The sequence below is a fragment of the Lawsonibacter asaccharolyticus genome (genome assembly GCF_022453915.1).
GTDB lineage: Bacteria > Bacillota > Clostridia > Oscillospirales > Oscillospiraceae > Lawsonibacter > Lawsonibacter asaccharolyticus.
This window is the reverse complement of record NZ_CP091870.1, coordinates 359,169-383,352: the sequence shown is the minus strand read 5'-3', so window position 1 is coordinate 383,352 and position 24,184 is coordinate 359,169. Positions and strand designations below refer to the sequence as shown.

The 24,184-nt window shown below is 64.3% G+C and carries 25 protein-coding genes and 1 other annotated feature; of the genes, 9 read left to right on the top strand and 16 right to left on the bottom strand.

Annotated features, from left to right (window positions below; all coding sequences use genetic code 11):
* Nucleotides 1-4: 4 nt before the first annotated feature.
* Genes L9O85_RS01765 through L9O85_RS01690 form a run of 16 tightly spaced genes read right to left on the bottom strand, consistent with a single transcriptional unit; the run spans nt 5 to nt 10,597 of the window.
* On the bottom strand, nt 5-955 hold the full coding sequence (locus L9O85_RS01765) for a hypothetical protein (protein ID WP_301579338.1): 951 nt from the start codon (nt 953-955) through the stop codon (nt 5-7).
* Nucleotides 952-1,515 (bottom strand): LysM peptidoglycan-binding domain-containing protein, encoded by a 564-nt coding sequence (locus tag L9O85_RS01760; RefSeq protein WP_276853405.1) that lies wholly within the window; start codon nt 1,513-1,515, stop codon nt 952-954. The genes L9O85_RS01765 and L9O85_RS01760 overlap by 4 nt, the downstream gene beginning before the upstream one ends.
* A gap of 14 nt (nt 1,516-1,529) precedes the next feature.
* Nucleotides 1,530-2,219, bottom strand: coding sequence for a hypothetical protein (locus L9O85_RS01755; RefSeq protein WP_301579337.1), 690 nt, complete (start codon nt 2,217-2,219; stop codon nt 1,530-1,532).
* The gene (locus L9O85_RS01750; RefSeq protein ID WP_242850266.1) at nt 2,216-2,467 is read right to left on the bottom strand and encodes a molybdopterin oxidoreductase; all 252 of its coding nucleotides are present in this window, start codon (nt 2,465-2,467) and stop codon (nt 2,216-2,218) included. The genes L9O85_RS01755 and L9O85_RS01750 overlap by 4 nt, the downstream gene beginning before the upstream one ends.
* A gap of 32 nt (nt 2,468-2,499) precedes the next feature.
* Entirely contained in the window at nt 2,500-2,805 is a 306-nt protein-coding gene (locus L9O85_RS01745; RefSeq protein WP_301579335.1) for a hypothetical protein, read from the bottom strand.
* Nucleotides 2,806-2,840: 35 nt separating this feature from the next.
* The gene (locus L9O85_RS01740; protein ID WP_050622856.1) at nt 2,841-3,230 is read right to left on the bottom strand and encodes a hypothetical protein; all 390 of its coding nucleotides are present in this window, start codon (nt 3,228-3,230) and stop codon (nt 2,841-2,843) included.
* A gap of 40 nt (nt 3,231-3,270) precedes the next feature.
* A complete protein-coding gene (locus tag L9O85_RS01735) occupies nt 3,271-4,329 on the bottom strand; it encodes a phage tail sheath C-terminal domain-containing protein (protein ID WP_301579334.1) in 1,059 nt (352 codons plus the stop codon).
* Nucleotides 4,326-4,829, bottom strand: coding sequence for a hypothetical protein (locus tag L9O85_RS01730; protein ID WP_256182872.1), 504 nt, complete (start codon nt 4,827-4,829; stop codon nt 4,326-4,328). The genes L9O85_RS01735 and L9O85_RS01730 overlap by 4 nt, the downstream gene beginning before the upstream one ends.
* Entirely contained in the window at nt 4,826-5,158 is a 333-nt protein-coding gene (locus L9O85_RS01725) for a hypothetical protein (protein ID WP_050622859.1), read from the bottom strand. The genes L9O85_RS01730 and L9O85_RS01725 overlap by 4 nt, the downstream gene beginning before the upstream one ends.
* The gene (locus tag L9O85_RS01720; RefSeq protein WP_077138680.1) at nt 5,155-5,490 is read right to left on the bottom strand and encodes a hypothetical protein; all 336 of its coding nucleotides are present in this window, start codon (nt 5,488-5,490) and stop codon (nt 5,155-5,157) included. The genes L9O85_RS01725 and L9O85_RS01720 overlap by 4 nt, the downstream gene beginning before the upstream one ends.
* Nucleotides 5,490-6,503: a phage major capsid protein gene (locus L9O85_RS01715; RefSeq protein ID WP_301579333.1), complete on the bottom strand. Its 1,014-nt coding sequence runs from the start codon at nt 6,501-6,503 to the stop codon at nt 5,490-5,492. The genes L9O85_RS01720 and L9O85_RS01715 overlap by 1 nt, the downstream gene beginning before the upstream one ends.
* Before the next feature lie 21 nt (nt 6,504-6,524).
* Nucleotides 6,525-6,887, bottom strand: coding sequence for a hypothetical protein (locus tag L9O85_RS01710; RefSeq protein ID WP_108979990.1), 363 nt, complete (start codon nt 6,885-6,887; stop codon nt 6,525-6,527).
* 42 nt (nt 6,888-6,929) lie between these two features.
* Nucleotides 6,930-7,856, bottom strand: a complete 927-nt coding sequence (locus L9O85_RS01705; RefSeq protein WP_301579331.1) for a hypothetical protein — start codon at nt 7,854-7,856, stop codon at nt 6,930-6,932.
* A complete protein-coding gene (locus tag L9O85_RS01700; protein ID WP_050622863.1) occupies nt 7,853-8,998 on the bottom strand; it encodes a hypothetical protein in 1,146 nt (381 codons plus the stop codon). The genes L9O85_RS01705 and L9O85_RS01700 overlap by 4 nt, the downstream gene beginning before the upstream one ends.
* Before the next feature lie 37 nt (nt 8,999-9,035).
* Nucleotides 9,036-10,292, bottom strand: a complete 1,257-nt coding sequence (locus tag L9O85_RS01695; protein ID WP_301579329.1) for a PBSX family phage terminase large subunit — start codon at nt 10,290-10,292, stop codon at nt 9,036-9,038.
* A complete protein-coding gene (locus L9O85_RS01690; protein WP_050622865.1) occupies nt 10,280-10,597 on the bottom strand; it encodes a hypothetical protein in 318 nt (105 codons plus the stop codon). The genes L9O85_RS01695 and L9O85_RS01690 overlap by 13 nt, the downstream gene beginning before the upstream one ends.
* 197 nt (nt 10,598-10,794) lie before the next feature.
* Here L9O85_RS01690 and L9O85_RS01685 point away from each other — a divergent pair, with 197 nt between their 5' ends.
* From L9O85_RS01685 to ilvB, 9 genes are all read left to right on the top strand, one after another.
* Nucleotides 10,795-11,949, top strand: coding sequence for a D-alanyl-D-alanine carboxypeptidase family protein (locus tag L9O85_RS01685; RefSeq protein WP_301579328.1), 1,155 nt, complete (start codon nt 10,795-10,797; stop codon nt 11,947-11,949).
* 172 nt (nt 11,950-12,121) lie between these two features.
* The gene (glgB, locus tag L9O85_RS01680) at nt 12,122-14,137 is read left to right on the top strand and encodes a 1,4-alpha-glucan branching protein GlgB (protein WP_430688776.1); all 2,016 of its coding nucleotides are present in this window, start codon (nt 12,122-12,124) and stop codon (nt 14,135-14,137) included.
* A 75-nt stretch (nt 14,138-14,212) separates the two neighbouring features.
* Nucleotides 14,213-15,430: a glucose-1-phosphate adenylyltransferase gene (locus L9O85_RS01675; RefSeq protein ID WP_050622868.1), complete on the top strand. Its 1,218-nt coding sequence runs from the start codon at nt 14,213-14,215 to the stop codon at nt 15,428-15,430.
* A complete protein-coding gene (gene glgD, locus L9O85_RS01670; protein ID WP_108979997.1) occupies nt 15,427-16,545 on the top strand; it encodes a glucose-1-phosphate adenylyltransferase subunit GlgD in 1,119 nt (372 codons plus the stop codon). Before L9O85_RS01675 ends, glgD begins: the two co-directional genes overlap by 4 nt.
* 68 nt (nt 16,546-16,613) lie before the next feature.
* A complete protein-coding gene (glgA, locus tag L9O85_RS01665; RefSeq protein ID WP_277102980.1) occupies nt 16,614-18,053 on the top strand; it encodes a glycogen synthase GlgA in 1,440 nt (479 codons plus the stop codon).
* Nucleotides 18,054-18,230: 177 nt separating this feature from the next.
* A complete protein-coding gene (locus tag L9O85_RS01660) occupies nt 18,231-20,666 on the top strand; it encodes a glycogen/starch/alpha-glucan phosphorylase (protein WP_050622871.1) in 2,436 nt (811 codons plus the stop codon).
* Between the two features lie 194 nt (nt 20,667-20,860).
* Nucleotides 20,861-21,664 (top strand): PHP domain-containing protein, encoded by an 804-nt coding sequence (locus tag L9O85_RS01655; protein ID WP_301579324.1) that lies wholly within the window; start codon nt 20,861-20,863, stop codon nt 21,662-21,664.
* Nucleotides 21,665-21,706: 42 nt separating this feature from the next.
* A complete protein-coding gene (gene rpiB, locus L9O85_RS01650) occupies nt 21,707-22,141 on the top strand; it encodes a ribose 5-phosphate isomerase B (RefSeq protein WP_050622873.1) in 435 nt (144 codons plus the stop codon).
* 101 nt (nt 22,142-22,242) lie between these two features.
* Nucleotides 22,243-22,487 (top strand) — a binding site (T-box leader).
* A gap of 68 nt (nt 22,488-22,555) precedes the next feature.
* Nucleotides 22,556-24,184 (top strand): biosynthetic-type acetolactate synthase large subunit, encoded by a 1,629-nt coding sequence (gene ilvB, locus L9O85_RS01645; protein ID WP_082203476.1) that lies wholly within the window; start codon nt 22,556-22,558, stop codon nt 24,182-24,184.

The following is a 24,184-nucleotide window of genomic DNA, read 5'->3' as shown; positions in this document are numbered from 1 at the left end:
CACCTCATATCACAACGTCGGGGACCGCCAGCTCCAGCCGGGTCCGTCCCCCTGCCTCGTCCGCCTGTACTGAGGCCTCCACCACCCGCCAGCTGCCATTTCGGTCCCAGTCGGACCTCTGTATCCGCACCAGGTCCCCCGGCTTTCCATAGAACAGGACCGGCACCACCGCCTCCATCCGGACCAGCTCCGCGGCGGAGCGGTCCAGCTGGAACTGTCCGCTGTACCGCATGGCCTGATAGCTGCTCCGCCCCGGCATGGTCATCACCCGGCGGCACCTGCCGCCCATCCGGAGAAAGTCAGTGGCCTCCACCTGCTCCACCGTCTGGCGCACCCTGTCCCGCACCAGGATCTGGGAGAGCACCCCGTACCGCCGGTCTCGGACCGTCAGGCTGGTCACCGGTGTGGCATCGCTTATGGCCAGATTTTCCACTTCGGTCCACCCCTTCAGCACCAGCCGCCCTGCCCGGTCAAAGCGGGGACACACACCGCCGCAGTATTGTGCGAACTCATAGAGCACCGCCCACTCGCTGCTCCCAGTGGACACGGAGAAGGGGCTCACCGCTGGCAGGCTGGCCTCTCCCGACAATTCGATCCCATAGGGGGCCACATGGTCCCGCAGGATGTCTTCCAGGGTGGCGGTCCCGTAGTCCTGTCCCAGGGCCTCGTTGTCCAGCAGCAGGGCGGCCATCCCCCGGCCTGATACCTCCAGCCGCAGGCCCTCCGCCCCCTGGTTCACCTCGCACTCGTCCACCACCCCGGAAAACACTGTCTCGCCCGCCTCCGCTGCGGAGAATCGGACCCACTCCGCCGGGTCCGTGCCCTGGCCCGCCTGCCAGGGACAGCGCACCCAAAAGCTGTCGCTGGGCACCCCGGCAGTATAGTTCAGCTCCCAGGACAGCGGAACGGGGAGCTGAAAGGTCCGGCCTGCCGCCGTGGTCACATAGGCTGTCACCGGACTGTCACCTTCTCTCCCGGCAGGATCAGGTTTGGATCGCGGATCTGGGGATTTCGGGCCAGCAGCTCCGTCATCCCCACCCCGTATCGGGCCGAGATTGCCCACAGTGTGTCCCCCTGCTCCACCGTGTGGCTCAGCACTCCGCCGCTCCCGCCGGATGCCGCCTCTCCGGTCCGGGTGACCTCCTGCACCGCTCCGCTGTACAGGCCGCTGGCCTCCCAGAAAGCGAAGGAGTAACGCACATAGTCCGGTCTGGGCTCCTGCTCCAGCCGCAGCTCCACAAAATAGGCACTGGCCGTCTGCCAGAGGGGGTGGATCAGCAGCCCCGGCCCTGGGTCATAAAAGGTGTTGGCCAGCAGGCCGAACTGGGAATAGGCCCCCTCTCCGGCAAATTCCCCCTCTCCCCGCATCACCCGGCGGGTCCGGCCCAGGTCCTGGAGATGGTAGGTGCCGAAGGGCACCTTGTTCACCGCCATCTTCCGCTCATAGTCGATGGAGTACACCCTTGGGTTGTGGGGCCACACATAGTCCTTGTAGCGCATGGGCGCCAGCTTCAATGGAGATCCTCCTCTCAGAACAGGGCAAAGCCCCCGTCGTACCGCCGGGCATCCCGGCGAAAGATCCGGTCCACCGTCCGTGCGGAGTCATGCTCCCGGAGAAGCGGCTCATCCGATCCTGGCCGAAGGGAGACCGGCCCCGCCCGGTCTGCTCTGGGCTCCCGGCGGTACCCCGCTGCCCGCCGGGCCAGTTCCATGGCTGCCTGGAGCCGTCGGGTGCCCGCCACCCCCTCTGTCTCCCAGAGGGAGGCGCGTTCCTCCCCCCGGATCTCCGGCACAGTCCCGGCCCCCGCCTCGGGTCTCCCCAGACTCCGCTCCCGAGGGACGGCACGCCCCTGCCGTCCGGCCCACAGCAGCCAGGACAAGGTGGACGCCTCATCCCCCTCCAGTGGGCGGTCGGACAGGACCGTCCTCAGCCCTGCCGGACCTTCCGGCTGTTCCGCCCGCTCCCTGGACTCCAGAACCGCCCCTGTCTCTCCGGATCGAGACTGCCCCTCCTGCTCTGTTTCGATCCAGTTTTTCCCACCCCCGGCCGCCTCTTCGGCCCCGGCGCTTCTCTCCGGCTCCGCCGGGCCGCCCGCCGCCTCCGGCCGCTCCCTGGATCGGCGGGGCAGGGGAGGGGAGACCCCCTCCGTCCACTCTGCCTCCGCCTGGTCCAGCGCGTCCTCCGTCCCGGCCAGCAGCTCCTCCAGATAGTCTCTCAAGTGCCCTCGCCCTCCTTCAGCCGTCGAAACCGCTCCATGTCAAAGGAGGGGTTCACCCCGGAAGCCTGGATCAGCGCCCCGCAGCCGGGGCACCGCTCCTGCTCCGCCTCCGCCCGGCATGTGGGGCACAGCTGATCCAGCTCCTCCTGGTCATCTAGCAGTTGGTTGAGCAGGCACCACAGGTAGTCCCGCTCCTTCATCTGTCTGGCCCGCCTCTCGGTGGGCAGAGCGCCGAACTGCTTCAGCACCTTCCAACGCAGGCGATCCCCGGGGCTGCCGGCTAGTTTTTTTTTACGTTTTCCAACTCCTCCGCTGTTCCTGCGGCGGAGGGGTTCTCCTTCCGGTCGAACTCTCTCCACCGCCCGGCCAGAGCGGCGATCTCACTCACCGTCAGCCCTGCCAGCACCGCCCGTCCACTGTCAAATACCGGCTTTTCTCCGCTCTCCAGCGCCCGGGCCAGCAGGCATGCGTTGGAGCACAGGGCCCGCTCCTCCTGGCTCTCCGCCAGCTGGGCCGCCTCCCGCCGGGCCTCCAGAACTTCCAGGGCGGACAGCAGCCTCAGCTCCATGCCATTCTCCAGTTCCATGCGGTCTGCGCCCGCCAAAATCGACCACACCACTATCACACCCCCGTCTCAATGCGCTTGGAGGCCACGATGGTCACCTTCTCCACCACCATGGCACCCAGGGTGCCCGCCTCGCTGATGCTGCTCCACTGGCAGTCGGAATAGATGATCTTTCGGTCCGGCTTGCAGATCACCAGAGAGAAACCGCTCAGCCCGTAAAAGTCGATGCCGTCCCGGATGGCCTCGTCGGTGGCGTACAACCGGGTCAGCTCCAGCACATGGCTGGTCTGGCCCGGCACCGTGGCCACCGGCTCGCTCTCTCCAAAGGCCTCCACCGCCGAGCTGGTCTTGCTGGCCTTGGCGGAATAGCTCTGCACCACTGCCACCTTGACTCCATCCACCTCCAGATAGATGTCGCTGCTGGTGGGAAATCCTGCGATACTCACTCTGCTCCCTCCTCACTGTCTGTCCTTTGCCGGCGGCCTGTCATACGGTGATGTGGGCCGTCAGCCAGATCTGGTTCAGCCCCTGGGCCGCCGAGAAGGAGAACTCCACCTGGCACACCGTGGGGTTGTCCGGGTCGGCGGACACCGCCACATTGTCATAGCCGGAGATGATCTCCCGCTCCTTTCGGTTCTCCAGCTCCAGCACCACCTGGGAGCGGATGGCCCCCCGGCTCTGCTCCGTGTTCTTGGCCCGGTGGAACTTGCTGCGCAGGGCGGAGCGGATGCCGGGGATCACGTCGTCCACCACCAGGATGGTGGACAGCTCTCTCCAGGTGGTGTCCGCCGTCCCGTCGGTAGTGGTTCGTGTGGTCACTCCCCGCACCACCGAGGTCACCCCACCCGTCCGCTCTGCCGGAGTCACGCCGCCCCGGATGAGCAGGTCCAGGTCGTTGTCCCCATAGGTTGTCTCCAGCCCATACAGTCCGCTGAGCACCGCGCCCCCCAGGGGGAGGGCGGGGTCGGTTGTCCCGGCAATAGCCCCGGCCACAGCTGCGGCCAGGGAGAGGCCGGAGACGGCCTCCCCTTCCTCATCGGTGCCCCCGGGGGCCACCAGCACCACCCGCTCGCTGTTCAGCGCCTTGGCCCGCTCCAGCAGCTCTGTCACCGTCTCGCCCGCCCCGCCGGCGGCCACCGCGATCCTCTCCCGGCGGGCGGCAGAGGCGGCGGCGGCGCTGTCCCGCAGGGACTGCTGCACCTCCCGGTCCACGCTGTCACAGATGACCACTCCGATATCGTCCATCGCCGCCAGGGCGGCAAATGCCGCCTCATAACCCTCCTCGTCCGCCACCGGCACCGCCACCACGCCGGCCGCCCCGTTCTTCAGTGCCAGCCGGATCAGTTCTGTCATATCCTGCCCCCCGGTGCTGCCGAAGGCGATCAGCGCGCTCTCGTAGCTGGTCACCGTCTGGGGCACCCCTGCCGGGGCCGTGGCGTGGATGGCAGCCATCCCCACCATCTTTCGCCCCTGTCTGCCCTGCACCACCGAGGAGGCATCATACTCCGAATACACCCCCGGCCGCTCATGTGTGGTCACGCTCATGGCTCCAATCCTCCTCTGATCTCAAAGTCCTGGAAAAGGCCGCCCGGCTCCGCCGCAGCATAGAGGCACGCCTCATATACCGCCTCCACCGGCCGCCTCAGCAGCTGCCCTCCCTGGTCATACTCCGTCTCCCCGCAGGAGAGCTCCAGCAGCCGCATCCCCGGGGGACCTTCCCGATGGAGCGCCCCCGCCAGGGCATCGAAGGCCGCCTGGAGTGCCTGGTCCCCCTGCGCCCGCTCCCCGTACAGGTCCAGACCGAAGGTGAGCTTCACCCTGCGCCCATACAGCTCCTCCCAGCGCCCCGCCTCCGGGTCATATCGCTCCCCCAGATAGTCTTGAAAGCCGGCCGGGCCCCAGCGGCACCCCCGCAGGGATACTGCGGCCACCGGCCCGCAGGGGAACGTCCGCGCCGTCCCGCTCCAGGCAGATACTGCCCGGATACCCTTCCCATTGAGGTGGGCGGTCAGCCCCTCCCGGATCTGTTCCAGTCCGCCGCTCATGTCTCCTCCTTGCCCCAGGGGGCCAGCACTGCCCACCAGTGGGACAGCCGCTCCCCCAGATAGATGGGGTGGGCGGTGCGGACCTCATATCCGCTCTCCCGCCACACCACCCGGTCCCCGGGGGCCGCCGGGACGTCCGGCTCCCCCAGCATCAGATACCGGTCCTCCCGCCGCAGCCCCAGGGGGGAGGGGCGGGCCTGTTCCCTCCCCGCCTCCCGCAGGGGCTGGAGGAAGGCCCGCACCTCTCTTCCTGGCTCCACGCCGCCGCGGTAAAGCGTCACACACTGCCCATACCGGTCCAGCAGGACGGAAATGGTGTCCACTCTCACCCCAGCACCCCCCGAAAGGCAAATCCGTCCGCCAAATAGGGGGCCATCAGCCGCTCCGCCTGGCGTCGCATGGCTCCCGCCCCGTCTCCTCCGGTATGTACCGTCAGGTCGCCAGCGGAAAAGGAAGTCACGCCGTCCGTCCCTGCCTCCAGTCCGGCCAGCACCAGCCAGGCTGCGGCCACCGGGAAGGCGGGCCCGCACGCCTCGGGGGACAGCCCCTCCCTCAGCCGGCCCGCCATCTCCCGCTCCGCTGCCTGACACAGGGGGCGGAGCAACTCCTCATTCCCGCGCCCCCCCATCAGTTCCACAAAGGCCAGGATCTGTTCCTCCATCACAGCTCCAGCACCCGGCCCGCGCCCTGGAACAGCTTGGCGAAGCCGCTGATGGTGGTGATGGCCGCCCGCTCCAGCTGCCGGTCGATGAGCTTGTCGTACTCCACCAGCACATCGCTGCCCTGCACCATCTCCAGGGCGAACCGCCGGTCCAGGCCGATGATGGTTCCGGCAGGCATGGCGGAGGTGCGCAGCAGGCTGGCCCCCAGGGGGGTGGACAGCCTGCCGGTGCCCTGGAAGTTCAGCCCGGTGAGCGGGTTCTGGAACTCCTCCAGCTTGAGCATCTTCACCATCACGTCGTTGCCCACCAGAAGGGTGTTCATCTCATAGGGGTCGAACTTGGCCCAGAAGTCCACCAGGTCCTCATAGGTCACCGTGTCCTCCGTTGCCGTGCTGTCCACCGGGGCGGCGTTTCCGTTCCCATCCCCCTCCATCAGCACCTGGATAGCGTCCTCCAGATGCATCCGGCTGATGTGGGCGCCGATCTGCCGCAGCGTGACGGAAAACAGGTCCAGCTTCTGGCAGCGCACCGCCTCATAGCTGGCCACCAGCATCCGGCCCCGCTTGTTCAGCTTCACCAGATTCTCCTGCACCTTGACCGTGGTGCTGGGGATCTCTGTCCCCTCGTCTACTCGGCGCAGCTCTTTCTCCTCGCCTCCCGCCTCGGAGGTGATGGAGCGGTAGTCCATGCCGTCGAACCGTGTCACCGCGGCGGTGAGCTGGGGCAGCAGGTCCGCCTCCTCCATACCCTGGCGCACCGAGCGGGCGATATACTCCGGGAACAGCACGGCGGAGTCGGCAGTGCGGAAGAACTTTTCCACCACGTCGCTGCCCGTCCCCTTCACCTTGATATCAAAGCGCTTGAGCTGCCGCTGAAAGGCATCCAGCCCCTCCAGGGCGGTGCCCCGGTACTGCTCCGAGGGGTCCCGGCTCTCCAGCACCTGAGTGAAGGACCGCCCCGCTTCATGATACATCCCCTTCTCCAGCTTCAGATTGTCGTAGCAATAGGCCATCTCAGCTCTCTCCTCTCTGTCTCACAGGCAGATCACGGCGCGCTTGCCCGCCGTGTCCGTACTGACCACCAGACACTCCACCCCAGATGGGGACTCTTCGGCCCCAGCGGTCGCCGTCTGGACGCCGCCGGCCCCATCCGCCGCCAGCACGTTCCACCCCAAATCGATGGAGCCCGTCACCGCCACCGGGCAGAATCCCTTCACCTGTACGCCGGCGCACCCGTTCTCATTGGACAGGGCCACGCCGCAGAACTTGTCCCCGGCCGAGCAGGGCCCCACCTGGCCGTTGCCCGTCATCTTCACCACCTGTCCTGCCTTGACCTCCTTCTGGGCGAAAAAGGTGGCCGCCACTGCGCCGATCTCCTCAAAGGAAACCTTGTTCATTCCCGATCCCTCCCGATTTATTTTGTAAAGACGGCCCCGCCGTCAGATCAAAAAAGCCCCGTCCGGCCGCTCCGGCATCCCGTCCCCGTTACCGTAGGACAGCTGCGGGGCGATGGGGTAGCGCTCCGCCGCCCGCCGCTGATAATTCTCCCGCAACTCCAGCAGCTCCTTTTCCTCCAGCCGGTCCGCGATGTGCCGGAGGGTCTCCGCCCCCACCTGGCGCTCCGCCAGCAGGCCCAGCCGGACCACCTCGTTCCGCAGTCCCGTCAGATAGCGGCGCCCCAGCTCGGCCGCCTGCTCCAGATCTTCCAGCTCGGCTGCGGCGGCGGGCTCTCCCAGCGCCAGCTGCTTCAGCGAAGGGCTCCCTCCGGCCCGCTTCATCACTCCAGCCCTGGGCTGGGCGGGCACTGCGACAAAGGAGAACTCGAAAGCGTCTGTGGCCTCCAGCAAACGCGCGCAGCACAGCCTGCCGTCGTACCGCTTTCCCTTCTCGTGGGCGCACCTGCCCATGTCCGACCCGCAGATGGAGCACTCTGCCCGCTTTACCGCGCAGCCCACGCTGACCTCCCGCTTGATACCCCCTTCGATCTCCGCGATCAGGTCCTGGTTTCCCTGGGTCCGCACCATGTAGGCGTACCCCTTCAGATAGCAGGCGGGCTCTCCCAGCGCCGTGCGTATCCCCTCATCCCGGACCACTTCCGTCCGGTAGATGCGGGCCGTCTGACCGCCGGCGCTCCACCTGTGGTCAAAGATCCCGCTCTTGCCCACAAACAGCTCCGCCAGCTGCTCCAGGGTGGCCTGTGGAAACTGCTCCCCGTCCCGGTCCACCTCGTTGTCGCACAGCCGCACCGCGAACAGATAGACCTCCGCCGCTGTCAGCTCCTTCCGGCTCTGCCGGTTGACGAGGGCCAGCTCCTCCTCTGTGGGCTCCACCCTCTGGCCCCCAAGGGCCTCCTTTTCTACCTTCATGTCCGTTCCTCCTCTCTGATGGCTTCCGCTTGGGCCAGATACAGCTTCGCTCTGGCCTCCTCCACGAAGTCCTGCAAGTTGATGTCTGCCCAGTCCACCGTCACATCGCCGCCCCAGCCGTGGAGCCGCAGCCACATCTCACAGATGCGCTCCACCGCCGGCTCCAGGGTCCGGCGCAGGGCGGTGATCTCGCTGGTCATCAGATCGGCCTGCTGGGCGCTCATCCGCTCCGTGCTGGACCAGGACAGCCCCAGCAGGAAGGGAGGGATACCGGTGCGGGCAACGAGCTGTTCCAGGATCTGACGCACCGGCACCTGGCTGTCCAGCACCTGATTGTCCGCCCCAATGACCTTGATGTCCAGATCCCCCACCGCCACAAAGTCCCGCACGGCCCCCTGCCTGCCCGCCTGCATGGCGGCGGACCACTCCCCGGCGATTTGCCGGCACCGCTCCTGGGCATAGGCTCCCTCTCCCTCTCCGGGGCGGCAGATGACCGCGAAGCGCACGTTGCCCATTCGCTCCCAGTTCATCCCCGTGGCCTGGTAGATCTTCAGCAGGATGTCGGTGAGGAAGGGCATGGACCGCAGCAGGGACACCCCGTAGGGGTGCTCTGTCTCCGGCTGAAAAGGGGTGAACAGCAGCAGCTCCTGCCAGGGCAGGGGCTCACAGGTTCCGCCCGGGCCCCGGGCACACAGCTGAAAGTCCAGGGGCGAGTCCCCCTCCCGGATCTCCACCTGCTCCGGTCCGGCGCACAGCAGAGCGGCGATCTCCCGGCCCTGGCAGTCCAGCACCAGTTCGCCCACCCCCCGCCCGCAGGTGAGCATGGAGTCCAGATAGCAGTCCAGAAAGGACTGGATGCCCCGCTGTCCCCGCCCGGTGGGGACAGTACGGAGGAACCGCTCCAGCCCCGCCTGGGCGGCGGGCTCCCCGCACTTCACCGCCACTCCGCCGGCCAGCCGGATCAGCTTCCAGATGGCCGCGTCCAGGATGGGCACCGCCTCCCGGATGGCCCGATAGAGCTGGAGCTCCCCCGCCCCCAGGGGCACATACCGGTCCAGCACGCCGAAGGGATGCCGTCCGCTCTCCCGGATCTGCACCGCCTCCGCCCGAGCCGGCCCCTTGTTTCGTTCCCGCCGCTTCATCGCAAAAGCCTCCTTTGCCTCTTCCGGCCCCCGCCGGTCAAAATATCCTCCGTTCCACGCTGCCGGCCCAGTTGCCGCCGCGCTCCTTTGCCGCCACCGTGACGGCAAAATACCGGATGTCGTCCATTGCGTGGTCATGTTCCTTGCACACCTGGTCCCGCCCTCCGGCGCTGGTGTCCCAGCGGTACAGCCCGAACTCCCGGATGGCGTCTCCGCACCCGGGACAGATGACCAGCCGGCCCGTCCGCAGCAGCTCCGCCGTGGTGCGGATGCCGGAGAGCACCTCGTTCTCCGCCCGCCGCACCTGCCAGCCCCGCCGCCGCAGGCACTCCAGAAAGCTGGCGGCGGAGGGGTCTGCCACCACCTCCCTGATGGGCCGCCCGTCCGCCAGTGCCTCCAGCGCGTCGGCGTATTCGCTGTCCGTCTTCTGCCGCCCCTCCCGGCGGGAGTCGTAATAGAACTCCTCCACCCGGTACCACGCCTCCCCCCACCGCCCCCAAAGTCCCATAGAGGTGGGGTTCACCGTACCGTAGTCGCAGGAGATATACCACTCCGCCGCCCGCCCCTCCGGCGGCTCGCACACCATCTCCCGGGAGAAGAAGTCATATACCAGCCCTGCCGCCGCGGTCCATTCCCCCAGCACGAACCGGCGGTAGAAGGTCCCCTGGAACATGGTCCGGTATCGCTCCCGCACCTGGGGAGACAGGCCCGGGTTGTCCTCCATGGTGAAGTGGAGGTAAAGGGCGTTGCGCTCCCCGGCCTTCTGGACCCACTCCTGATAGAACCAGTGTCCCGGCCCCTCCGGGTTGCAGGAGAACCACAGCCTGGCCCCCTGGACCGAGCACCGGGCGCAGCACTGCTCCACAAAGGAGCGGGGCATCAGAACAGCCTCGTCCAGCAGCGCCCCCGCCAGGGTCACCCCCTGGATGCGTGCCGCCGCCCCCTCGTCCCCTCCGCCGAACAGGCAGAAGATGTTCCGCCGCCGCCCCAGGGACACCGTCACCTCCCCCCGGGTCAGTTGCTCCCGGCACTGGAATCCCATCCCTCTCAACAGGGGCAGCACCTCTCCCGTCAGGTTCCGCCGCACCCCCTCCATGCTCCGGCCGCACAGGGCGAATCTCCGCCCCTGGAAGCGGGCCATGGCCCACAGGAAGAAGGACAGGCCTAAGCACAGGGTCTTACCGCTGCGCACCGCGCCGTCGCAGATGATGGCGCTCTTCTCCCAGTGGGGAGACCCCTCTCGCCACCAGGTCAGCACCTGCCGCTGTTTGGGGGAGAACCTCAGCGCTCCCATTCCGGCTCCTCCGCCGTCCCGCCCAGGGTCCGCAGCAGCTCCTCCGCTTCCGTCTCCCGGTTCTCCCGGATCAGCTCCATCAGCTTTTCCAGGGCCTTGAGCCGGTCGGTGAACTTGATCTCCACCGCTCCGTTCCCCGCCCGCTTGAACTCCGTCATAGCCGTCAGGTCCAGCCCGTCGATGGCCTCCAGCGCCTCCCCGGACAGATAGGCCAGCTTGACGGCGTCATTCACTCTCGCCCGAGTCAGTCGTCGCACCTGCCGGATCAGCTGCTCTCGCTGCCGCTTTTCTTCCGCCTTGCTCACCCCATCACCCTCCTCACCCCTGGTCCGACTTCGGAAAAAGTTGTACAGACCCGTCCACGCAGGCCAAAAATTTTTGAAAAATTTTTGCATCATGCAACGATTTGCGCAGAAAAAAATACCGGTCCGCTGCGGCGTATAGAAGTCCTCGCCCCTCCACATCCTTTTCACAGAAACATTTGGATTTGGAGGGACCCGCCATGAACCGTTTCCTTTCTTTGGCGCTGGCCGCCCTGCTGCTGGCGCCCTGTGTATCTGCTGCTGACCTCCCCGCCTCCGCCGCCCCCTCCGGGCCGGAGACAGCCGCCGCCTCTGCGGTGCTGATGGAGAAGGAGAGCGGCGCTGTCCTCTACGAAAAAGACGCCCGCCAGAAGCTGGAGCCCGCCAGCGTCACCAAGATCATGACCCTGCTTCTCATCATGGAAGCCCTGGACAGCGGCCGCATTGCCCGGGACGACATGGTGACCGTCTCCGCTTATGCCGCCGGCATGGGCGGTTCCCAGGTCTACCTGAAGGAGGGGGAGCAGATGTCCGTCTCCGAGCTGCTCAAGTGCATCACTGTGGTCTCCGGCAATGACGCCGCTGTGGCCATGGCCGAGTATCTTTCCGGCAGCGAGGCCGCCTTTGTTGCCGAGATGAACCTCCGGGCCCGTGAGCTGGGCATGGCTGACACCAACTTCGTCAACTGCACCGGCCTCCCCGCCCAGGGCCACCTCACCTCCGCTCACGACATCGCCCTCATGTCCCGGGAGCTGATCCTCAACCATCCCAGCATCCGGGAGTACACCACCATCTGGATGGACTCCATCCGGGACGGTGCCTTCGGTCTCACAAACACCAACCGTCTGGTCCGCTTCTATCAGGGAGCCACCGGCCTCAAGACCGGTTCCACCGATTCCGCCCTGTACTGCGTCTCCGCCACCGCCGAGCGGGACGGCATGGAACTCATCGCCGTGGTGATGAAGTCTCCCACCTCCGCTCAGCGCTTTGAAGACGCCAAAGCCCTTCTGGATTACGGCTTCGCCAACTATACGCTCGCCCGGGTCTATCCCGATGTCCCACTGGCCCCCGTGGAGGTGCTGCTGGGCACCACCGCCCAGGTCCAGCCTCAGTTGGAGCAGGAGTGTTCCCTCCTGGTCCGGAAGGGGGAGGAGGGCCTGATCTCCACCCAGATCCAGCTCGCCCAGGACCTGGAGGCCCCGGTGGAGCGGGGGCAGAAACTGGGGCAGATGGTGGTCACTGTGGACGGCGAGGTCCGGGACACCATCCCCATCGTCGCCTCCCAGCAGGTGGACCGCCTCACCATTCCCGGCATCTTTGGAAAGATGTTTCAGCGGCTGCTGATGGCCCGCTGACGCCCTGTTCGGAGCTCCCCGGCCGCCGGGGGGCTCCGAATAAATTCCATTTTACCGGCTTTTCACTTGACGCGTCCTCTCTTCTGTTGTATAATTTTTATAAATATAGAGGAGAATTTTTGGTTTTTGTTCGTGCTTTTCGACCATTTGTGACACAAAAGAGTGATTTGAGGTGGTTTCATTGGCCAAAACGAAGAAAAATGCCCCGGTTTATGCCCCGGAACATGAACTGAGAGCGTTCAGTGATGGACACAGCACCCATGCCTGGGAGTGCTTCGGCGCCCATGCCGGCGAGCAGGACGGTGTCCCCGGCTACTATTTCCGAGTCTGGGCCCCCAACGCCCAGCAGGTGTGTGTCTTTGGTTATTTCAACGACTGGGACCCCAACGCCAACCCTCTGACCCCTGTTCAGGGCGGCATCTGGGAGGGGTTCATCCCCGGCCTTCAGCAGTATGACGCGTATAAATATGCAGTACATACCAAGGATGGCCGCCTGACCGGCAAGGCTGACCCCTTTGCCTTCCACGCAGAGACTCGCCCAGGCACCGCCTCCAAGCTTTACGACCTCTCCGGTTACCAGTGGGGGGACCGGGCCTGGCTGGACTATCGGGCCAAAAACGCCCCCTACCGCCGCCCTATGAACATCTATGAATGTCACCTGGGCTCCTGGCGCCGCACGGGGGAAGGGGAGTTCCTCAGCTACCGGGATCTGGCCGCCTATCTGGTCCCCTATGTGAAGGAGCTGGGCTTCACCCATGTGGAGCTCCTCCCTGTCACCGAACATCCCCTGGATGCCTCCTGGGGTTACCAGTGTACCGGCTACTTTGCCGCCACCAGCCGCTTCGGTACCCCCCACGACCTGATGTATTTCGTGGACCAGATGCACCAGGCTGGCATCGGCGTCATCATGGACTGGGTCCCCGCCCACTTCCCCCGGGATGAGTTCGGCCTCTATCACTTTGACGGCACCCCCACCTACGAGTATGCTGACCCCCGGAAGGGAGAGCACGCCGACTGGGGCACCAACGTCTTTGACTACGGACGCAACGAGGTGCGCTCCTTCCTCTACTCCTCCGCCATGTTTTGGCTGGATGAGTTCCATTTTGACGGCCTGCGGGTGGATGCGGTCTCCTCCATGCTCTACCTGGACTATGCCCGCAAGCCCGGAGAGTGGATACCCAACATCCACGGCGGTAAGGAGAACCTGGAGGCCATCGAGTTCCTCCAGCGCCTCAACGAGATGGTCTTCGGTGCCCATCCCGACGTGCTGATGATCGCGGAGGAGTCCACCGCCTGGCCCAAGGTCACCTATCCGGTGAGCGACGGGGGCCTGGGCTTCAACTTCAAGTGGAACATGGGCTGGATGAACGACATCTGCCACTACATCAAAATGGACCCATACTTCCGGCAGTTCAACCACCGGGACATCACCTTCTCCCTGGTGTATGCCTTCTCGGAGAACTACATCCTGCCCCTCTCCCACGACGAGGTGGTCCACATGAAGGGCTCCTTCTTTGGCAAGATGCCCGGGGACAACCCCATGAAGTTTGCCGGCGTCCGGGTCTTCTATACCTATATGCTTGCCCACCCGGGCAAAAAGCTCACCTTTATGGGTGCCGAGTTGGCCCAGTGGAACGAGTGGCACTATGAATATTCCCTGGACTGGCATTTGCTCCAGTACGAGCCCCACCGCCAGACCCAGGAGTTCTTTAAGGCGGCCAACGCCTTCTATCTGGAGCAGCCCGCCCTCTGGGAGCAGGATGACTCCTGGCAGGGCTTCCAGTGGCTGTGCGCCGATGACAACCAGGCCAACACTGTCTCCTTCCTCCGCTGGGACAAGGAGGGCAGCCCCCTGCTGGTAGTGTGCAACTTCTCTCCGGTACACCGGAAGGGTTATCGGGTGGGGACCCCCTTCGCTGGGATGTGGTCCGCTGTGCTGAACACAGATGACGTGTCCTTCGGCGGGGGAGGCCTTGGCGACCAGGACCCTGTACGCACCGAGTACATCCCCTGCCACGACCAGGACCAGTCCATGGAGATCGACCTGCCCCCCATGGCCGCCGTCATCTACCGCTGTACCCGCAAGTTCCCCAAGCGCAAGCCCAAGGCGTCCAAATCCGAAAAAACCGGCCCCGCCGGCAAGCGCCCCGCCAAGCCCGGAGCCTCCAATCGGAAAAAAGAGGCATAACCGGACCAGTTTCTCCGTTTGCTCCTGGTCTGTTATACGATACTTCCCTGTGTGTGCTTATCAATCCAAGAGGTGATGAATGAGATGAAGAAAGAAGTTGTGGCAATGCTGCTGGCCGGAGGGCAGGGCAGCCGGCTTTACGCCCTGACCAGCCATGTAGCAAAGCCCGCGGTCCCCTTCGGCGGCAAGTACCGCATCATCGACTTTCCCCTGTCCAACTGTGTCAACTCCGGCATCGACACAGTTGGCGTTCTGACCCAGTACCGTCCGCTGGAGCTGAACAGCTACATCGGCTCTGGCCAGCCCTGGGACTTGGACCGCTCCGATGGCGGCGTACATATCCTCCCCCCCTACATGCGCGAGGGCGACCAGGGCACCTGGTACAAGGGGACTGCCAACGCCATCTATCAGAATATCGGCTTCCTGGACCTGTATGATCCGGACTATGTAGTCATCCTCTCCGGCGACCACATCTACAAGATGGACTATGCCGACATGGTGGACCTGCACAAGAAGACCGGTGCCGCCTGCACCATCTCCGTGCTGGAGGTCACCATGGACGAGGCCAAGCGCTTCGGCATCATGAACGTGGACGAGAACGACCAGATCTATGAGTTCGAGGAGAAGCCCCCCCAGCCCAAGAGCAACCTCGCCTCTATGGGCATCTACGTCTTTTCCTGGCAGAAGCTGCGCCGCTACCTTATCGATGATGAGGCAGATCCCAAGTCTTCCAACGATTTCGGAAAGAACATCATCCCCAACATGCTCGCCGCAGGGGAGAAGCTGATGGCCTACCGCTTCCATGGCTACTGGAAAGACGTGGGCACCATCAACTCTCTGTGGGACGCAAACATGGACATGCTGGCCCCCCACAGCGGCATCGATCTTTATGATACCAGCTGGCCCATTTACGCCCGCACCCCCATCAAACCTCCCCACGTCACCGGCCCCAACGCCGTGATCTCCCACTCCCTGGTCACCGGCGGCTGCCAGGTGGACGGCTCGGTGGCCAACTCGGTCCTCTTCCACTCCGTCACGGTGGAGGAGGGGGCCAAGGTGGAGTACTCCATCCTCATGCCCGGCACCGTGGTGAAAGCCGGTGCCAGCATCTCCTACGCCATCGTGGCGGAGGACGCCGTGGTGGAGGCGGGCGCCGTGGTGGGCGCGCCTCCGGACGATTCTCCCGGCTGGGGCATCGCCGTAGTGGCAGGCGGCGTCACCGTGGGAGAGAAGGCCACCGTGACGCCCAGCGCCATGGTCCGGGAAGATGTGAAAGGAGGTGAGCGGGTATGAACGATCTCCACGGCATCCTGTTTGCCTACCATTCTGACTCCAATCTAGGTGAGCTGACCCGCCCCCGCAATACCTGCTCTCTGCCCTTCGGCGGTCGGTACCGCCTGATCGACTTCATGCTCTCCAGCTATGTCAACGCGGGCATCAGCGACGTGGGCCTAATCGTCCACGAGAGCTATCAGTCCCTGCTGGACCATGTGGGTTCCGGCAAGGACTGGGACCTGAGCCGCAAGCACGGCGGCCTGCGCATCCTGCCCCCCTTCGGCGTGGCAGAGCGGGGCGGCAGCGGGGAATACCGCGGCAACATGGAGGCGCTGGCGGGCATCTACACCTATCTCCAGAACATCCGTCAGGAGTATGTCATCATGGGCTGGGGCGACATGGTGGTCAACCTGCCCGTGGCCGAAGTGTTCCAGCAGCATCTGGACAGCGGTGCTGACATCACCATCCTCTGCACCCAGGAGCTGAAGGGCGCCCCCCGCAACACCGTCTACATCACCCAGGGTCCCGATGGACTGGTGAGCGATCTGTCCATCAATCCCGCTCACGCGGCCAACGCCCTGGAGTCGCTGGAGACCTACATCATCTCCAAAAAGCTGCTGCTGGACATGGTGGACTACTGCGCCGCCCATAACATCCACAACTTCAGCAGGGGCGTTCTGCTTCCCCGTCTGAGCACCCTGAAGGTGCTGCCCTATCTCCACAGAGGCTATGTGGCCCGCTTCCAGTCCGTGGCCGACTACTTCCAGCACTCCATGGACCTGCTGGACCCAGCGGTGCGGGCGGACCTGTTCGATCCTGACCGCCCCATCCGGACCAAGGACCAGTCCAACCCCTCCACCTACTACGGCCCAGACGCCAAATCAATCCACTCCCTAGTGGCGGACGGCTGCTTCATCGAGGGCGAGGTTGAAAACTCCATCCTCTCCCGCGGCGTCATTGTGGAGGCAGGCGCCAAGGTCTCCAACAGCGTCCTGATGCAGGGGACCATCATCCGCGCAGGTGCCTCCCTGTCCTACACCATCACCGACAAGAATGTCCAGGTGAATCAGGACCGGATGCTGATGGGCCACTCCACCTATCCGCTGGCCATCTCCAAGGATTCCATCGTCTGATCGCAGGGGAGGCCCCTGACCGGACAAGGGGCCTCCCTCCGCGCTGATATGAAGAAAGGAACTGATCTATGAGAATTCTGTTTGCCTCGTCTGAGGTGGCGCCCTTTATCAAGACCGGCGGGCTGGCCGATGTGGCCGGCTCTCTGCCCAAGGCGCTGGCCCAGGAGGGCCACGACGTCAAGGTCATCCTACCGCTGTATGAGGGGGTCGGAGAACAGTGGCGCAGCCAGATGAAGTTCGAGCAGTATTACAACGTCACTCTGTCGTGGCGGCACGTGTACTGCGGTGTCTTCTCCCTGGAGCAGGACGGCGTCACCTACTGGTTCGTGGACAATGAGTATTACTTCAAACGCTGGCAGCTGTACGGCCACTTTGATGACTGTGAGCGCTTTGCCTACTTCTCCCGGGCCGTCATCGAGACGCCGGGCCACTTCGGCTGGGCCCCGGACATCATCCACTGCAACGACTGGCAGACCGCCCTGGTCCCGGTCTACATGCTGGAGGAGCGGTACCACGTCCCCGAGCTGGCCAACACCAAGACGGTGTTCACCATCCACAACATCGAGTATCAGGGCCGCTACGGCGACCAGGTACTGGAGGACGTCATTGGCCTGGACCGCAGCTATCTCAACGAGGGGATGCTGGGCTACTACAAGGACGTCAACCTGATGAAGGGCGCCATCATGGCCTCCAACTTCGTCACCACCGTCTCGCCCACCTACGCCCAGGAGCTGCGTCTGCCCTTCTATGCCCACGGCTTGGCCGGAGTCATTAACGAGCAGAGCGGAAAGCTCCAGGGCATCCTCAACGGCATCGATACCCAGCTCTATGACCCCGCCGCCACCTCCGGGCTGGCCGCCAACTTCAGCGCCCGCTCCCTGGTGAAGGGGAAGGCCGAGTGCAAGCTGGCCCTCCAGCGGGCCGTTGGCCTGGAGGAGAACGCCGACGTGCCCATCATCGCCTGCATCTCCCGCCTGGTGGGCCACAAGGGATTCTCCCTGGTCACTGATGCCCTCCACGAGATCATGGCCATGAATGTGCAGATGGTGGTCTTGGGCACCGGAGACTGGCAGTATGAGGCCGCCTTCCGTGAGGCGCAGGTCCAGTATCCCGGCCGCTTTTCCGCCCAGATCACCTATTCCGCGCCTCTGTCCACCGCCATTTACGCCGGCGCGGACCTGTTCCTCATGCCCTCGGTCAGCGAGCCCTGCGGCCTGAGCCAGATGATCGCTATGCGCTACGGCACTGTCCCCGTAGTGCGGGAGACCGGCGGCCTGAAGGACACCGTCACCCCCTACAACAAGTTCGAGGGCACCGGCCGGGGCTTTACCTTCTCTGACATCAACGCCCACGATATGGTCTGGGTCCTGCGGGAGGCAGTGGACCTCTATTTCAACAACAAAAAGGCATGGCGCGGCATCCAGAAGGAGGACATGACCGCCGACTTCAGCTGGAACAGCTCCGCCCGCCAATATCTGGAGATCTATCAGCGTATCCTGGGCTGGTAGATTCAGGGCCCGTCTGGGTATCCCGCCGGAAACGGGCTGAAATGGCGGCTGTTTTGGCCCTTCCGCCAATTGACGCGCCCACTCCGGTCTGCTACAATGGAGCCTGTATGGAAAAATTTTTCGCCATACAGGCTCCGTGATTTTTATTTTCATTTTAAATTAACAGGGAGGCAAATTATGGCTGAATACAACAAAGCCCAGCTCACTGAGATGATCGTGGGCAAGCTCCTGCGGAATTTTGGCCGCACAGTGGATGAGGCCACCCCTAATCATATGTTCAAGGCCTGCGCCATGGTCCTGCGGGATATCATGTCCGGTCATCAGATCGAGACCAGCAACCACGTCTGGGAAGCCCAGGGCCGGCAGGTCCACTACCTCTCTCTGGAATTCCTGATGGGCCGCTCTTTGGAGAAGAACGCCTATAATCTGGGGCTGCTGGACACCTTGACCCAGGTGCTGGAGGATCTGGGCTTTTCCGCCGCTGACCTGTTCGAGACCGAGCCAGACGCCGGCCTGGGCAATGGCGGTCTGGGTCGTCTGGCCGCCTGCTACCTGGACTCCATGACCACTCTGGAGATCCCGGCCACCGGCTATTCCATCTGCTATGAGCTGGGCATCTTCAAGCAGAAGATCATTGACGGCAAGCAGGTGGAGCTGGCCGACAACTGGCTTGGCCTGGGCGACGCCTGGCTTATCGCCAAGATGGACGAGGCGGAGGAGGTCCGCTTTGGCGGCAGGATCGTGGACCATTGGGTGGACGGCCACAATAAACCGGAGCACGTGGGCTACACGACCGTGCTGGCCATTCCACGTGACATGGAGATCGCCGGCTACAAGACCAACCACACCAACACCCTGCGCCTGTGGGACGCCAAGAGCCCGGTCCCCGTAGATATGTCCCTCTACTCCCGGGGTGAGTACCTGAAGGCGGTGGAGCAGCAGGCCATGGCCGAGGTCATCGCAAAAGTGCTCTATCCCGATGACAACCACTACGAGGGCAAGTCCCTGCGGCTGAAGCAGCAGTATTTCTTCGTCTCCGCCACCGCCCAGTCTATCGTCCGCCAGCACCGTGCCCAGTATGGGACGCTGCGCAACTTCCACCAGAAGCATGTCATCCAGATCAACGACACCCATCCCACCCTGGTCATCCCCGAGCTGATGCGCATCCTGCTGGACGTGGAGGGGTACAGCTGGGACGAGGCGTGGCACATCGTCACCAACACCGTCTGCTACACTAACCACACCGTCCTGGCCGAGGCCCTGGAGCGCTGGCCCCAGAACCTGATCGAGTCCCTGCTGCCCCGCATCTGGGAGATCCTGAAGGAGATCGCCGCCCGCTACCAGCGCCAGCTGGAGGGATACTTCGGCGGGGACATGAACCGGGTCTCCCGGATGGCCATCATCTGGGGTGGGGAGGTCCGCATGGCCAACCTGTGCGTGTGCGCCTGCTCCGCAGTCAACGGCGTGTCCGCCCTCCACTCCGATATCCTCAAGCGGGACGTGTTCCATGACGCCTACCTCCGCCAGCCTGACCAGTTTAAAAACGTGACCAACGGCATCGACCACCGCCGCTGGCTCTCTCAGATCAACCCCAAGCTGGACGCCCTGATCCGGGAGTGCACCGGCAGCGACGCCTACCTGCTCCACCCGGAATCCATCTCCGGCCTGGAGAAGTACAAGGACGACTCCGCCGTCCTGGACCGCCTGGAGTCCATCAAACAGGAGAACAAGCGCCGTTTTGCCGGCTATGTGGCCCGGGAGTCCGGGATCATCCTCAACACCGACGCCATCTTCGACGTACAGGTGAAGCGCCTCCATGAGTATAAGCGCCAGCTGCTCAACGTGCTGCATATCGTGTGCCTGTACCAGCAGCTGCGGGACGATCCCAATATGGACTTCACGCCCCAGACCTTCCTCTTCGGCGCCAAGGCGGCCCCGGGCTACCACGTGGCCAAACAGATCATCCAGCTCATCAACTCCCTGGCCGCCCAGATCAACGCCGACCCCGTCTGCAAGGATAAGCTCCAGGTGGTTTTCCTGGAGAACTACCGGGTCTCCCTGGCAGAGAAGCTGATGCCTGCCTCCGAGCTCTCCGAGCAGATCTCCACCGCCGGCAAGGAGGCCAGCGGCACCGGCAACATGAAGTTCATGATGAATGGCGCCCTCACCATCGGCACCCTGGACGGAGCCAATGTGGAGATGCACCAGCAGCTGGGGGATGAGAACATCTTCCTTTTCGGCCTCACCGCCGACCAGGTGGAGGAGCGCCGCCGCCAGGGCTATCGCTCTCTGGATTACTACCAGCAGGACCCGGTGCTCAAGCGGGTGCTGGACCAGATCTCCGCCGGCTTCTCCGACGGCAGGGCCTACACCGACCTGACCAACCGCCTGCTCTTCGGCGGAGGGGGCGGGATCGCCGATGAATATATGCTACTGGCCGACTTTGACAGCTACTGTCAGGCCCACCGCCGCTCTCTGGAGGTCTACAAGGACCGGAGAGCCTGGGATCAGAAATCTCTCATCAACATCGCCCGGTCCGGCATCTTCGCCGCCGACCGCTCCATCCGGGACTACGCCCGGGACATCTGGCATGTCCCCACCCGGTTCGACTGACCCTTTCAAAGCCGCCGCAGACGGGTCTGCGGCGGCTTTTTCCGTCCGGCTTAGCGCTGGCTGGAACGCCGTTCCTCTTCCGGAAATGGTAGGAAGGGATTTCCAAGAAAATCACTTGCAAAATGTCAACAAATGCAATAAAATAGAGGGCGAAGCGGACTGATCCACAGAATTTGCCCGCCGGAGGTCTCTGTATGTATCTTGCTGATCATCACATCCATTCCTGCTGCTCCCCGGACAGTGAGGCGCCCCTCTCGGAGATGCTCCGGGCGGCCCAGGCCGCCGGCCTCTCCGACCTGTGTGCCACTGACCACTGCGACCTGCTGGATCTGGACGGGGGACGGGTCGCAGGGCTGGACTGGGCCCCCATCCTGACCCAGTATCAGGCGGCTCGGGGGGACTGCCCCGCCGGCGTGAAGCTGCGCCTGGGTTTGGAGCTGGGCGGTGCCCCGGTGGACCCGGACTGCGCCGCCGCCATCCTCTCCGGCGCGGACCTGGACTTTGTTATCGGCTCCATCCACAACCTCAGCCCCGCCAAGGGGGGGAAGGACTTCTATTTCCTGGACTACACCACCCCCCGGGCCTGCTATGGGGCCCTGGATGACTACTTCGACAGCCTGGCCCAGCTGGTCCATCTGGACTGCTGGGACACGATGGGCCATATCATCTACCCCCTTCGGTATATGCAGAAGATCCCTGGGCATCCTGTCACTCTGGAGAGGTACCAGGACCGCCTGCGCGCGCTCCTCACCGGGGTGGCCCAGGCGGGGCGGGCCATTGAGGTGAACACCTGGTGCGGGCGCACTGTGACCCAGTGGCAGCCCCTGCTGGAGCTCTACCGGGACTGCGGCGGCGAGCTGATCACCCTGGGGTCCGACGCCCACAGGCCAGAGGACGTGGGGAAGGGGATCGCCCAGGCCCAGGAGCTGCTCCGGACAGTCGGCTTCCGTTATTTCACCGTCTACCACCGCCGGACCCCCCAATTCATCCGGCTGTGACAGAAGGATAGTTGAAGAAGAGAGAAGAAGGAGGATTTCATTATGATCGCAATCGCTTCCGACCACGGAGGGTACGCCCTGAAGGAGCACATCAAGGCCTATCTCGCCGCTAAGGGGATCACCTGCCAGGACTTCGGCTGTGAGACGCCGGACCGGTGCGATTACCCTGTTTTCGGCAAGGCTGCCGCCCAGGCCGTGGCCTCCGGCCAGTGTGAGAAGGGGATCGTCATCTGCACCACTGGCATCGGCATCTCCATCTCTGCCAACAAGGTAAAGGGCATCCGCTGCGCCCTGTGCGGGGATACCCTGTCCGCCGAGATGTGCCGCCGCCACAACAATGCCAACATGCTGGCTATGGGGGCGGGTATCGTGGGCCCCAACCTGGCGGAGCGGATGGTGGACGTGTTTCTGTCCACCGAATTCGACGGCGGCCGCCACACCAAGCGGGTAGAGCTGATGATGGAGATCGAGGGCTGAGCCCAGCAGAAAAATGTTCCGGAGACAAAAAGGGAATTGACAAACAGCTCCCCGTGCGATAAAGTAGTAAATAACTTTTACCGGGGCGACCCGGAAGATGACAAAACGCGATGACCGGGCCAGTAGGCAGTTCCAAAGGGTACAGAGAGGGAGCGGTTGGTGTAAGCTCCACCTGTGGAACAGGGCGCCGAACATCACCCGCGAGCAGTCCCGCTGAACCGTTTGCCGCAGTAGGCGGGGCCGGAGACCCACCGTTACAGGGGCATGAGCGCGCAGCGCCGGCCTGTTCTGGCCGCTCCGCTGTGAAGTTAGGTGGTACCACGGAGCAGACGGCTTCGTCCTATCGAGATAGGACGAAGCCGTTTATTTTTACCCCGCCGCCCAGGCGGCATGCAATTTGGAGGTGATCTTCTCATGACAGGAGCACAGGCCCTGATCGAGAGTTTGAAGCGGGAACAGGTAGCGCATATCTTCGGCTATGCCGGCGCCACCATCTGCCCGGCGGTGGACGCCTTGAAGTCCCACCCGGAGATCGGCTACACCCTGGTCCGCACGGAGCAGAACGCGGGCCATATGGCCTCCGGCTATGCCCGGATCAGCGGGAAGGTGGGGGTGTGCATGGTGACCTCCGGCCCGGGCGCCACCAACCTGATCACCGGCATCGCCACCGCCTATATGGATTCCATCCCCATGGTAGCCATCACCGGCCAGGTACCCAGCAATCTGCTGGGGCGGGATATCTTCCAGGAGGTGGATATCACTGGCGCGGTGGCCCCCTTCTCCAAGCACAGCTACCTGGTCAAGGACGCCAACGACATCCCCCGCATCGTCAAGGAGGCCTTTCACATCGCCTCCACTGGCCGGCCCGGCCCGGTGCTCATCGACATCCCCATCGACGTACAGGAGCAGTCCCTGAAAAAGTTCTACTACCCCGAGGAGGTCAGCATCCGGGGCTATAAGCCCAGCGTAAAGGGCAATGACCTGCAGATCAAGCGGGTGGTGGAGGCCATCTCCCGCTCCAAACAGCCTCTGATCTGCGCCGGCGGCGGCGTGTGGCTGGCCGACGCCAAAGAGGAGCTGCTGGAGCTGGCGGAGCGGTGCTCCATCCCTGTGGTCAAGACCATGATGGGGCTGGGGCTCCTGCCCACCGACCACCCGCTGAACATGGGGATGATCGGGGCCCACGGCAACCACTGCGCCAACAAGGCCCTGGCCAAGGCGGACCTGCTCATCATGGTGGGCACCCGGGCCGCCGACCGGGCCATGGTGGACCCGGGGGAGATCCAGCGCCGCATGGCCACCATCCACATCGACGTGGACCCGGCGGAGATCGGAAAAAATATGCAGGCCGCCATCCCTCTGGTGGGCAATGTGAAGGTCATCCTCCGGCAGATCCTGGACCGGGACGTGGCGGCCACCGACTCGGCGGCCTGGCTGGAAAAGTTGCGTGACTACCGGAAGGCGGAGCTGAACCGCGTCTTCCCCCGCCGGGCGGGCTCGGTCTTCCCGGGCACAGTCCTCCGCCGGCTGGGAGCCCGGCTGGACGACGATGCCGTCATCTGCGTGGATGTGGGCCAGAACCAGATCTTCGCCTGCAAATATATCCCCCAGAAGCACGGACGCCTGCTCACCAGCGGCGGCCTGGGCACCATGGGGTATGCCCTCCCTGCCGCTGTGGGGGCCAAGGTGGCCGGTCCCGACCGCCAGACTCTGGTGGTCTGCGGCGACGGCTCCTTCCAGATGGCCATGAACGAGCTGGCCGCCATCCGGGCGGCGGACATGGACATCAAGATCGTCCTGTTCCGCAACCACACCCTGGGTCTGGTCCACCAGATCCAGAGCAGCGCCCCCTACCACGGGCCCTTCGGTGTGGCGCTGGACGGCTCCCCGGACTTTGAGACCATTGCCGCCGCGTACCGGGTCCCCTGCATCCAGGTGGGGGACGAGGATCACCTGGACGAGGCGCTGGACCGTTTTCTGGGCACACAGGGCAGCTGTCTGCTGATCTGTGAGGTCCACCCTGACGTTGGGACCAATGACTGA

Coding starts and splice junctions, on each gene's coding strand:
- L9O85_RS01710 (WP_108979990.1), bottom strand. CDS start 6,887: ATGAACAAGGTTTCCTTTGAGGAGATCGGCGCAGTGGCGGCCACCTTT.
- rpiB (WP_050622873.1), top strand. CDS start 21,707: ATGATCGCAATCGCTTCCGACCACGGAGGGTACGCCCTGAAGGAGCAC.
- L9O85_RS01720 (WP_077138680.1), bottom strand. CDS start 5,490: ATGGAGGAACAGATCCTGGCCTTTGTGGAACTGATGGGGGGGCGCGGG.
- L9O85_RS01705 (WP_301579331.1), bottom strand. CDS start 7,856: ATGAAGGTAGAAAAGGAGGCCCTTGGGGGCCAGAGGGTGGAGCCCACA.
- L9O85_RS01685 (WP_301579328.1), top strand. CDS start 10,795: ATGAACCGTTTCCTTTCTTTGGCGCTGGCCGCCCTGCTGCTGGCGCCC.
- L9O85_RS01660 (WP_050622871.1), top strand. CDS start 18,231: ATGGCTGAATACAACAAAGCCCAGCTCACTGAGATGATCGTGGGCAAG.
- L9O85_RS01730 (WP_256182872.1), bottom strand. CDS start 4,829: ATGAGCGGCGGACTGGAACAGATCCGGGAGGGGCTGACCGCCCACCTC.
- glgA (WP_277102980.1), top strand. CDS start 16,614: ATGAGAATTCTGTTTGCCTCGTCTGAGGTGGCGCCCTTTATCAAGACC.
- L9O85_RS01715 (WP_301579333.1), bottom strand. CDS start 6,503: ATGGCCTATTGCTACGACAATCTGAAGCTGGAGAAGGGGATGTATCAT.
- L9O85_RS01700 (WP_050622863.1), bottom strand. CDS start 8,998: ATGAAGCGGCGGGAACGAAACAAGGGGCCGGCTCGGGCGGAGGCGGTG.
- L9O85_RS01695 (WP_301579329.1), bottom strand. CDS start 10,292: ATGGGAGCGCTGAGGTTCTCCCCCAAACAGCGGCAGGTGCTGACCTGG.
- L9O85_RS01735 (WP_301579334.1), bottom strand. CDS start 4,329: ATGAGCGTGACCACACATGAGCGGCCGGGGGTGTATTCGGAGTATGAT.
- ilvB (WP_082203476.1), top strand. CDS start 22,556: ATGACAGGAGCACAGGCCCTGATCGAGAGTTTGAAGCGGGAACAGGTA.
- L9O85_RS01745 (WP_301579335.1), bottom strand. CDS start 2,805: ATGGAACTGGAGAATGGCATGGAGCTGAGGCTGCTGTCCGCCCTGGAA.
- glgD (WP_108979997.1), top strand. CDS start 15,427: ATGAACGATCTCCACGGCATCCTGTTTGCCTACCATTCTGACTCCAAT.
- L9O85_RS01675 (WP_050622868.1), top strand. CDS start 14,213: ATGAATGAGATGAAGAAAGAAGTTGTGGCAATGCTGCTGGCCGGAGGG.
- L9O85_RS01655 (WP_301579324.1), top strand. CDS start 20,861: ATGTATCTTGCTGATCATCACATCCATTCCTGCTGCTCCCCGGACAGT.